This window comes from Streptomyces sp. (genome assembly GCF_050698815.1).
Lineage (GTDB): Bacteria > Actinomycetota > Actinomycetes > Streptomycetales > Streptomycetaceae > Streptomyces.
In genome coordinates, this window is sequence record NZ_JBOHCV010000334.1 from 1 (window position 1) to 3,209 (window position 3,209).

Below are 3,209 nucleotides of genomic sequence, written 5' to 3' on the forward strand. Positions count from 1 at the left end.
CAGGGGGAGTGCCCCCAGCGTTGGCTAAAAGTCCTGGTAGCTCCGCTACAAGGACTTCCGGCCGCCTTGCGCTTCGCATCCCCTGGGCCTGCGGCCCGGGGAGACCCCAAGCCCTGGGCCTGCGGCCTGGGGAGACCCCATGGCTGGACGACGCTCCTTGACGGGCAAACATTGCCGGTCACGGCACCAGCGCGGCCGGAGTGCGGCACCCCGGCGGCCGGGCCACGGACCCGCTGCGGCTCAGCGCAGCCCCTCCGCGGAGCCGCTGAAGACCTTCTCCAGCTTGTCGAACTCCTCCAGGCAGTGCCCCGTGCCCACGGCCACGCAGTTCAGCGGCTCGTCGGCGACGTAGACGGGCATGCCCGTCTCCTTCGCCATCCGCTCGTCGAGCCCGTGCAGGAGTGCGCCGCCGCCGGTCAGGACGATGCCGCGTTCCATGATGTCGCCGTACAGCTCCGGCGGGCAGGCGTCGAAGGCGGTGCGCACCGCGTCGACGATCGCGGCGACGGGCTTCTCCGTCGCGTCCCGGATCTCCTCCTCGGTCAGCTCCACCGTCTTGGGCATGCCGGTATCCTTGTCCCGGCCGTGCACCGGGAACGAAGTGCCGCTGCCCAGCGACATCTTGATGTTCTCGGCGGTGCGCTCACCGACCGCGATGCCGAAGCGCTGCTCGATGTACGCGGCGATCGCCGCGTCCAGCGCGTCCCCGGCGACCCGCGCGGAGTGGGTGACGACCGTGCCGCCCAACGAGATGATCGCGACCTCGGTGCTGCCTCCGCCGATGTCGACGACCATGGAGCCGCGGGCCTCGTGCACGGGCAGCCCGGCGCCGATCGCGGCCGCCATCGGCTCCTCGATGAGGTGCACCGAACGGGCGCCGGCCCGGGCCGCTGTCTGCAGCACCGCGCGCCGCTCCACGCCCGTCACACCGCTCGGCACGCAGACGACCACCCGGGGTCCGCGCCCGCGGCCCACCCGCGCCGCGCGGATGAAGTGCCGGAGCATTCCCTCGGTCGCCTCGAAGTCCGTGATGACACCGCCCTTGAGCGGCCGGGTGGCGGTGATGGTGCCGGGAGTACGGCCCACCGCCTGCTTGGCCTCGGTCCCCACCGCGAGCACCCTGCCGGTGCGTGACTCGATGGCCACGACGGAGGGTTCGTTGAGGATGATGCCGCGTCCGCGTGCGTACACCAGGGTGTTGGCCGTGCCGAGATCCATGCCGATGTCACGCGTGCTGAACGAGCTGTTCTTTGCCATGTGTTCTCGCCGGGTTCGGTGCGGGTTCGCTGCGGGGTGTGCCGAATTGTCTCACTGCGCTGGCAGCATACCCAACTGTCCCGGTTTACGGAGGCGGCGCCCCCCGGAAAACTGAGATCGCAAAGACGCTGGTGGGGGCCGGGTTTTGTGGCCGACCGAACAGCTGACCGGCCGGGTGGTGGCATAGACGCGGGCCAGGATGGATAGCTATGCGCTTGGAGTCCGAGCGCGCGGTGCCCGTGACTGAAGCCCGTTTGCGTCCAGGGTGGCCGCGCCGTAGGCCGCCATCCAAGCAATCGGAGGTTCCCCATTACCGCGCGACCGGTGCAGGAGTTCGGAGACAACCCCGTCGACGTCCGGGAGACCGGGCACTACACGGAAGAGTACGTCCCAAGTTTCGTCGAAAAGTGGGATTCGCTCATAGATTGGGCCAAGCGCACACAGAGTGAGGGCAACTTCTTCATCGACCTGCTGCGCAAGCAGGGCGTGAAGAGCGTGCTCGACGTCGCCACGGGGACGGGGTTCCACTCGGTGCGGCTGCTGGAGGCGGGATTCGACGCCGTGAGCGCCGACGGCAGCGCCGACATGCTGGCCCGGGCGTTCCGCAACGGAACCGAGAACGGCGGCCACGTCCTGTGCGTCGTCCTGGCGGACTGGCGCTGGCTCAACCGGGACGTGCACGGGGAGTACGACGCCATCGTCTGCCTCGGCAACTCCTTCACGCATCTCTTCTCGGAGCGTGACCGGCGCCGTGCGCTCGCCGAGTTCTACGCGATGCTGAAGCACGACGGCGTGCTCATCCTCGACCAGCGCAACTACGACGCGATGCTGGACCGGGGGTATTCCAGCAAGCACGCCTACTACTACTGCGGCGAAGACGTCAGGGTGGAGCCGGAGTACCTGGACGAGGGACTGTGCCGGATGCGGTACAACTTCCCCGACAACTCCGTCTACCACCTCAACATGTTCCCGCTGCGCAAGGACTACACGCGGCGGCTGATGTCCGAGGTGGGCTTCCAGCACATCGAGACCTACGGCGACTTCCAGCACACCTACCGGGAGGAACAGCCGGACTTCTTCGTCCACGTCGCGGAGAAGGAGTACCGCATGGACGAACCGGGCGACGCCGCCTACTCGGCCGCCGTCAGCACCGCCCGCACGTACTACAACTCGGCGGACGCCGACACCTTCTACGCCTCCGTGTGGGGCGGCGAAGACATCCACATCGGCCTCTACGAGAGCGCTGACGAACCCATCGCCGATGCCAGCCGGCGCACGGTGCGCACGATGGGCGAGAAGCTCGGGCTGGACGACACCTCCGTGGTGCTCGACCTCGGTTCGGGCTACGGCGGTTCGGCGCGGTACGTGGCCGAGACGTACGGCAGCCGCGTCCTCGCGCTCAACCTCAGCGAGGTCGAGAACGAGCGGCACCGCGAGCTGAACGCCCAGCGTGGGCTCACGGACAAGATCGAGGTGGTGGACGGTTCCTTCGAGAACATTCCCTACCCCGGCGACAGCGTGGACGTGGTCTGGTCGCAGGACGCCTTCTTGCACAGCGGCAACCGCACCCGGGTACTGGAGGAGGTCGCGCGCGTGCTGCGGCCGGGCGGTCAGCTCATCTTCACCGACCCGATGGCGGCGGACGGCTGCTCCACCGCCGTACTCCAGCCCATCCTGGACCGCATACACCTCGACACGATGGGCTCGCCGGCCTTCTACCGCCGTCAGCTCGCCCAGCTCGGCTTCACCCCGGCCAGCAGCGGCGGATTCGAGGAGCACCGCGAGCAACTGTCCACGCACTACGGGCGGGTGCTGGAGGAGACCGAACGCCAGGAGGCGGCCCAGGGACCCGACGCCCTCACCGGCAAGGTCAGCTCCGCCTACCTCTCCCAGATGAAGACGGGTCTCGGACACTGGGTCGAGGGCGGCAACCGGAAGCAACTCACCTGGGG

At 68.6% G+C, this 3,209-nt stretch carries 2 protein-coding genes; one reads left to right on the forward strand and one right to left on the reverse strand.

Translation table 11 applies throughout. From position 1 onward, the window contains the following. Positions 1-240: 240 nt before the first annotated feature. Positions 241-1,257, reverse strand: coding sequence for a rod shape-determining protein (locus tag ACRDP3_RS12255; RefSeq protein ID WP_431516933.1), 1,017 nt, complete (start codon positions 1,255-1,257; stop codon positions 241-243). A 324-nt stretch (positions 1,258-1,581) separates the two neighbouring features. Between ACRDP3_RS12255 and ACRDP3_RS12260 the strand changes: the two genes are divergently transcribed. Next, positions 1,582-3,209: methyltransferase domain-containing protein (locus ACRDP3_RS12260; protein ID WP_431516934.1), on the forward strand; the 1,628-nt coding region annotated here is incomplete at its 3' end.